The sequence below is a fragment of the Bradyrhizobium sp. genome, from assembly GCF_049586575.1.
GTDB lineage: Bacteria > Pseudomonadota > Alphaproteobacteria > Rhizobiales > Xanthobacteraceae > Bradyrhizobium.
Window position 1 is genome coordinate 1 of sequence record NZ_JBAVCF010000530.1, and the last position, 5,835, is coordinate 5,835.

Below are 5,835 nucleotides of genomic sequence, written 5' to 3' on the forward strand. Positions count from 1 at the left end.
CCATTTGCGTGAACAGGTCGCTCCAAGGCAGATTGTGTTCGTTCACGCAGGCGTCGCCGTCATCGGATTTCTGACGCTGCTGGGTGTCGTCGTCCGCGTCCTGTAGCTGCGGAGTGAGATCGTCCGATGCGGTTCCTCGGTCACCCGATCCATCCGATGCTGGTCCACTTTCCCATTGCGCTTTGGACCGTAGCGGCTGGAGCCTATGTCGCGAGCGCGGCCGGCGTGAACGAGCCTGTCGCCATGATCGCCAAACTCGCCAATATCGGGGGGCTGATCATGGCGATGGTGGCGATGTTCGCCGGCATGCTGGAGCTTCGTTCCATCGACAGCAAGAGCGAGGCGATGCGTATCGCCACGTGGCACATGATGATCATGGCGACGGTCTGGCTCTGTTTTCTCGCCGCGCTGATGTTGTCGATATTGAGCGGAATCGATCATTCCAGGGCTCAGGTTGCCGCGGCAGCTTGTGCCGTGGCGGGCTTTCTGCTGATGGGCGTCGGTGGCTGGTACGGTGGACGCCTCGTCTACGAGTTTGGTGTTGCGGTAAAGGATCGGACGTGATCGAGACGAATGAAGCGCGGCGACAGCATTCGACAATCCCGCCCAGCCAAAGCTCGGCGGGATTGCGCGTTCCGGCGCGGATTGATTCATCCAGCGTCGGACAACGGCCGTCTTAAAGCGCTTGACAGCGATACGGAATTGGAGGGGATGGGGCGCTGTGCAACGCGTCATCCGCCGTAGTAAGGAAGCCTGCCCCGAGAAAGGACTTCCAGTGAATCGATCCATCGCCGGACGCGCATCCTTTGGTCTGCTGTGGACCTGCGGCGTGAGTCTTCGCCTCACGGTATTATCGGTCCCGCCGGTGATTTCGTTGATTCAACGGGATCTCAATCTGTCGGGCACGGAAATCGGACTGCTGTCCGGCATACCCGTAGTCGTATTTGCGATTGTCGCAGCACCGGGGTCGATCGTGATTGCCCGGATGGGCGTGCGCGGCGCGCTGGTGAGTGGTCTGCTGATCGCGGCGGGTGGAGGGTTACTTCGGGCCATCTCGTCAAACGCGTGGCAATTGTACCTGACGACGATGCTCATGAGCGTTGGGATTGCCGTTATGCAGCCGGCGATGGCCGCCGCCGTGCGTGAGTGGATGCCGAAGCGATCGGCATTTGGAACGGCCGTTTACACCAACGGCTTGATCATGGGTGAGATCATCCCCGTCGCAACGATGCTTCCCTTCGTGCTGCCCTATTTCGACGGAAATTGGCGCCCGGCGTTGGGTGCCTGGTCGCTTCCCCTGATCGCCACGGCGATCGCGGTTGCGATATTCGTTCCCAAATCCGCGGCCAATGCTGCGACCAGGCGTGTCGCAGGCTGGCTGCCGCGATTGAACAGCCGGCTCAATTGGCGCATCGGTCTGACTTTGGGAAGCATCACAAGCACCTATTTCTGCCTCAACGGGTTTCTGCCCGCGTGCTTGAACGGGAACGGCCACCGGGAGCTCACGAGCGCGGCCCTGACGGCCCTCAATGCGGGACAGATCCCTGCCTCCTTTCTCATGCTGCTGGCGGCCGACAAGTTGCAAGGAAAGCGATGGCCGTACTTGATGCTGGGAGTGCTGTCATCCTGCTGCGTCGTGGGAATCATGACCTCTGCAAGCGGCTGGACCGTATTCTGGGCGGGCCTGGCTGGATTTTCGCTCGGCGCCGCGCTGGTGCTGGCATTGGCGCTCGCGCCGCTGCTTTGCAGCAACCCCGACGACGTTGCGGTCACATCGGCCGCGGCTTTTGCGATCAGCTATGGTTTCGCAATGCTGGTTTCGCTCGTTTCCGGCGCTGCATGGGATCTGGCCGGTAACGTCAACGCCGCGCTTATCCCGATTCTGCTCGGGAGTCTTCCAATTCTGCTCGCTGCACCGACGTTTGCACGAACGGAACCGGCGGTGGCGCCCGCCACCATGTCATCGGAAAATGCGTGATTGAACGCGCGCGGGCCTGCGTCAATGCGCCAGGTGATTTACGGATAGAACCCGGAAGCTACAAGGCCGGGCGTGCCACCGATCGTCACCCTCTTCACGTACGCCCACTTTTGCGAGGGTTCAGTCTGGCCCGGCTTGGGAAACATGTAGTCGACCCATCCAGATCCCCTGGTTTGAGCCACTTGGATAATCTCGTTGTGAAATAACTTGCCCTTGGCGTCCTTCTGACCGGCCACGTTGGTGCCTTCGCGCTGCGGAAAGGCAGGATTGAGCAGTACGTTCGCCTTCAAATCGTAGACGTAAAGATAGGTGTCGCCATGGAACCATTCGCTATCCTTCTTGCGAAATTCGGCGAAGCTCGCTTTCCCATTTTCGTCGATGACCGTCGCGGCCTTGTTGACAAGCGCTTCAACCTGCTTTGCACGCTCGGTTGCCGGCGGCGACTGCGAAAACGCGGGTGAAATAGTCCCCGATAATCCGAGAGATGCCAAAAGCACGGCTGTCGCGGTCACCTGTACAAAGCGGTTCATGGACCTCCTCCTAGTGTCTTCCGGAGCCTGAGATTTCCTGGCAATTGTAACGAACGGTCTGGCATGGCGGCTTAGGGGTTGGCAGAGCTACTTGGGCGTAGACGGCGCAGGCAGTCCAATACATAATCTCTCTGAACATTTATGCCGATCCGGCATAAGGATTCGCCATGGATCTGCGGCGCGCGCGAACCTTCGTCACTGTGGCCGAATTGGGTACCGTCTCCCGGGCGGCACTGCACCTGCGCATTGCGCAACCCGCTTTGTCCCGGCAGATCAGCGATTTCGAGCAGGAACTGGGTTTCAAGCTCTTTGACAGGGTCGGACGCCGGCTTTTGCTGACCAGTGAAGGCGAGCAGCTGCTTGGCGATTGCCGCGGTCTGCTAAACTATGCGAGTGCACTTGGCGAGCGTGCGGAGCTGCTGCGTCGCGGAGAAACAGGTGTGCTCAAAGTCGCCGCGTCGCCTCAGCACATCGAAAGTGTGCTGTCCTATTTTCTGCATCGCTATGCGCGACGCTTCCCGAATGTTGAGGTGAGGGTGGTCGAGGCGGCGGGGCGCGTGAGTCTGGCAATGCTCGAACGCGGTGAGATTCACCTCGCCCAAAATCTGCTCCATGCAATCGAGCCGAACGACGCGCGCTTTGCAAACCTGTCGTTCGAATCGGTCGAATTGCTCGCAGCCAGTCATCCATCGCAGATTCTTGGCAGAGGCGGCACAATCGAGATAGAGAAGCTCGGAGGTCAACCGTTACTTCTACTGGATCCCGAATTCATAGTTAGACGTACTTTTGATGCCGCCTGCCGGCTCGCGGGCCTTAGGCCAAACATTCGATTCGCAAGCCGCGCCCCGCACACCTTGCTGGCGCTGGCCGAGGCCGGACACGGTGTGGCAATTATTCCGTCACAGCTGCGAACCAATCGGTATCGTTTGAATATCGTGGAGGTAACCCACCGTGGCAAAGCGCTGCGCGAGCCGTTAGCGATGTTGTGGGACAGGCGCCGTCCGCTGCCGCCTTATGCGACAGCCTATTGTGAAATGCTTACCGAGTATGTTCGCGAAGTCTTCCCGATCACACGTCCTTCCGAACTCAGGAGTGGCGCCCCGAAGCGCCGAGCGCCTGGACGCCGGAACGCATGAACATGGAGCGGTTTGACGTCATTTGCCATGTCCGCTGCGGGGCCGTGGCGCTTCGCTCCCTCCGACCGCGTGCTGACGCGGGAGATCAAGGCCGCCGAGATTGTCCGTATCCCGCTCAGCGCCCCAAGATTGCGGCTGATGCGGCTGAACTGCTGCACTCAGGTAAGGCAGACCGTTTTTGGCGCAGACTCAGGTGTCGGGTATCCTGCCGCCGAGGCCCTTCCGGGCGCCAAGATCGTACCGGGCGCCTTTGCGCTGGTTCGCGTAGCAGCCGCGCGGCCGAAAGGCCGCTCTGCCGCTGCGCAAGCTGCGCTCGCGACACTTGTCGACGGGACAAAGCAGACGGGCGTCGTGCAGAAAGCCGTTGACGCGAAGAGCCTCAAGGGCGTTGACGTCGCGACCCAGTAGCGGATAGTCCCAGTTCCAGCTTCGCTCACTCTGTTTTCGCGTGTCGCCTTTTGGCAGCACAAATGCGAAGTGCCGACTGCGTCGAGCGACGTCCGAGTTCGGAGGCAAAGCCGAAGACATCTACTCGGGCTGAGTATTTCGCATTTTGACCCGGAAGAGACATGGCCGAGGATCGGAGCGTGGTGGTACAATCACTTTTGGGTCCAATGCTCAGGGAGACAACGCCATGTCAACTTATGTGCTTCGCGGTCGGTACAGCTCGGATGCGCTCAAAGGAATGATCTCAAGCCCCGAGGATCGCGAGGCCGCTATTGCCAAGGTCGTGGAAAAAGCCGGCGGCAAGCTTCTCTCGTATTACCTGACGTTCGGGGACGATGATTGGTTGGTGATCATTGACTGTCCGAACAACGAAGTCGCGTTGTCCATAGCGGCGGTTGCAGCAGCAGGGGGGAGCGTCACGGACACAAAAACCACCGTTGCGATGACAACAAAGGAGGCCATGGCTGCCTTCAAAGCGGCCGGTGAGTTGGCGAAATCGTTCAAGAGCGCCGGGCGCTGACCTGAATTCCGCGCTGTCTTGACTTGATGGCCTCCACGTCGGCAGGCCGTAATGCCGCGCCTGTGCGCGAGGCAAGGGCGCCGATGAGACGATGACTTCCGGAAATGGCCCGCACCGACCATTTGCTGCGACGCAGCGACATGTCTGGAGTCGGAAGACAACCGGATCAAGGGCAAAAATGGTCGGAAGGACCCACCCTTGGGCCGGCCCGAGCAGACTCGATCAGGCGCACGCGAGGGGCGCCATGACGTTACGCCTGACACGATGTCGCAGAGCGGCTATTTCACACCAGGCTCGTTGACACATTTGTTTCGCCGAACGTGTAATCGCCCGGTCTGTTTGCCAACCATGGGGGTTACAAATGAAAATTCAGTGCAGCCGTTTGATTCTCCTGCTGTCAGCGGTTCTCGGCTTGGGAGCCATCGCGGTCGCCGCCGATGCGCCAAAGGGCAATGAAGGGTTCTCCTCCAGCAAGCCCACAGTCATAGACTTGGGCCCCGAATTCCCCGGGACGGCCGGACTTGAATTGCGCCTGCGGGTGCTCACGATAAAGCCCGGCGGTCACATCGGCATTCACAGCCATAAGGACCGACCTTCGGTAGTGTATTTTGTCCAAGGCGTCGACACGGTCACCAGGGACGATGGCACGTCACACACTTTCCACCCAGGTGACACGACCGGCGAGCCCGGAACCACGGTGCACTGGCACAAAAACGACGGAAAGGATGATGCCGTCCTCGTCGCTGTCGATGTCATCAAGAAGGAGATGCCCAAATAACAAATCGTCAAAGGGCGGCTTAGACGCTGCCATCCTCGAACCGCATCGCCGCCGGGCTCGCCGGATTTTTGATCTCGATCCATGGCCGGGTGCGGCCGTCCCGGTAAGGCATGCGCGTAGCTACCACGATGCCGCTCTGGCCGCGCTAACGCGAATGTCGCCTGTTGGCACAAATGCGAAGTGTCGACTGCGTCGAGCGACTTCCGAGTTCGGAGGCAAAGCGGAAGACATCTACTCGGGCTGAGTATTTCGCATTTTGACCTGACATGGGTCGTTGGCGCATCGCCAAGGCTCGCTGGAGACGGGCGAACCCGGGTGAGTGCGATTGCCATTGAAGCTGCCAGATTGATCTTTCTACGGATCAATGGCGTCACTTTCCTTGAGCTATCTCAAGAAGCCTCTGAGGGCCTTCTTTTATAAATATTCGCACCGGATGAGGCATTTGC

7 protein-coding genes are annotated in these 5,835 nt (G+C 59.6%); 6 read left to right on the forward strand and 1 reads right to left on the reverse strand.

Going from position 1 to position 5,835, the window contains the following annotated elements; genetic code table 11:
* The first annotated feature begins 126 nt into the window (after positions 1-126).
* The gene (locus WB528_RS19850; protein ID WP_423890112.1) at positions 127-564 is read left to right on the forward strand and encodes a DUF2231 domain-containing protein; all 438 of its coding nucleotides are present in this window, start codon (positions 127-129) and stop codon (positions 562-564) included.
* Between the two features lie 211 nt (positions 565-775).
* The gene (locus tag WB528_RS19855; RefSeq protein ID WP_423890113.1) at positions 776-1,978 is read left to right on the forward strand and encodes a CynX/NimT family MFS transporter; all 1,203 of its coding nucleotides are present in this window, start codon (positions 776-778) and stop codon (positions 1,976-1,978) included.
* Between the two features lie 38 nt (positions 1,979-2,016).
* Here WB528_RS19855 and WB528_RS19860 read toward each other — a convergent pair whose 3' ends face one another.
* Positions 2,017-2,508 (reverse strand): cache domain-containing protein, encoded by a 492-nt coding sequence (locus WB528_RS19860; RefSeq protein WP_423890114.1) that lies wholly within the window; start codon positions 2,506-2,508, stop codon positions 2,017-2,019.
* A 167-nt stretch (positions 2,509-2,675) separates the two neighbouring features.
* Here WB528_RS19860 and WB528_RS19865 point away from each other — a divergent pair, with 167 nt between their 5' ends.
* From WB528_RS19865 to WB528_RS19880, 4 genes are all read left to right on the forward strand, one after another.
* Positions 2,676-3,644, forward strand: a complete 969-nt coding sequence (locus tag WB528_RS19865; protein ID WP_423890115.1) for a LysR family transcriptional regulator — start codon at positions 2,676-2,678, stop codon at positions 3,642-3,644.
* A gap of 27 nt (positions 3,645-3,671) precedes the next feature.
* Entirely contained in the window at positions 3,672-4,052 is a 381-nt protein-coding gene (locus WB528_RS19870; protein ID WP_423890116.1) for a hypothetical protein, read from the forward strand.
* A 226-nt stretch (positions 4,053-4,278) separates the two neighbouring features.
* On the forward strand, positions 4,279-4,611 hold the full coding sequence (locus WB528_RS19875; protein ID WP_423890117.1) for a GYD domain-containing protein: 333 nt from the start codon (positions 4,279-4,281) through the stop codon (positions 4,609-4,611).
* Between the two features lie 361 nt (positions 4,612-4,972).
* Positions 4,973-5,389 carry a cupin domain-containing protein gene (locus WB528_RS19880; RefSeq protein WP_423890118.1) on the forward strand — a complete coding sequence of 139 codons (417 nt, stop codon included), beginning with the start codon at positions 4,973-4,975 and terminating at the stop codon, positions 5,387-5,389.
* Positions 5,390-5,835: the final 446 nt, after the last annotated feature.

What these genes read in the sequence shown, in the direction of transcription:
- WB528_RS19850 (WP_423890112.1), top strand. Translation starts at nt 127, where the DNA reads ATGCGGTTCCTCGGTCACCCGATCCATCCGATGCTGGTCCACTTTCCC.
- WB528_RS19860 (WP_423890114.1), bottom strand. Translation starts at nt 2,508, where the DNA reads ATGAACCGCTTTGTACAGGTGACCGCGACAGCCGTGCTTTTGGCATCT.
- WB528_RS19865 (WP_423890115.1), top strand. Translation starts at nt 2,676, where the DNA reads ATGGATCTGCGGCGCGCGCGAACCTTCGTCACTGTGGCCGAATTGGGT.
- WB528_RS19870 (WP_423890116.1), top strand. Translation starts at nt 3,672, where the DNA reads ATGTCCGCTGCGGGGCCGTGGCGCTTCGCTCCCTCCGACCGCGTGCTG.
- WB528_RS19875 (WP_423890117.1), top strand. Translation starts at nt 4,279, where the DNA reads ATGTCAACTTATGTGCTTCGCGGTCGGTACAGCTCGGATGCGCTCAAA.
- WB528_RS19880 (WP_423890118.1), top strand. Translation starts at nt 4,973, where the DNA reads ATGAAAATTCAGTGCAGCCGTTTGATTCTCCTGCTGTCAGCGGTTCTC.